Source organism: Mycobacterium sp. NGS50, assembly GCF_059812545.1.
Window position 1 is genome coordinate 1 of sequence record NZ_JCALCW010000097.1, and the last position, 555, is coordinate 555.

Annotated in this window: 1 protein-coding gene; it reads right to left on the reverse strand. The window is 65.0% G+C overall.

Going from position 1 to position 555, the window contains the following annotated elements; all coding sequences use genetic code 11:
• A partial coding sequence (locus AC5Y36_RS25845; RefSeq protein WP_500043824.1) for a helix-turn-helix domain-containing protein occupies positions 1–488 on the reverse strand: 488 nt, incomplete at its 3' end.
• Between the last annotated feature and the right edge of the window lie 67 nt (positions 489–555).

Sequence of the window (555 nt, forward strand, 5' to 3'; positions counted from 1 at the left end):
CCGACCACGGGTAATGTGAGGTGTCGCCGGTCCGGCTCAACGCGCATCGCCCCGGTCGTGAACGTCAGACGGTCCTGGTCCCGGCCCTTTTTCTTGAACCGCGGAAAACCCACGCGCTTGCCGGCACGTGTACCAGCTCGGCTCTGCTGCCAGTTCCAGTACGCCCCGACCGCACCATCGATACCGTCGGCATACGCCTCTTTCGAGCAGTCGGGCCACCACACCGCGCCGGTGTCGACGTTGACACACACCTCGTTCTTGACGGTGTTCCACCGTTTCCGCAAGACCCGCAGAGACGGTTTCTCCGTCTGGACGCCGGTGGCGCGCCAGGCCTCGATATCGGCTTTCAGGGTGGCCACGGCCCAGTTGTATGCCTTACGGCGCGCGCCGAAATGCCTTGCCAGCGACATGGCCTGGTCCTCGGTCGGGTCCAACGTGAACCGGAACGCTTGGATCGTCCAGCCTTCGGGAATCTCGAACTTGGACATCAGGCGGCCTCGGTGTCCTCGTCAGCGGCAGCCGCCAACGCACGCTTGGTCCGATTCTCGGCGGCCC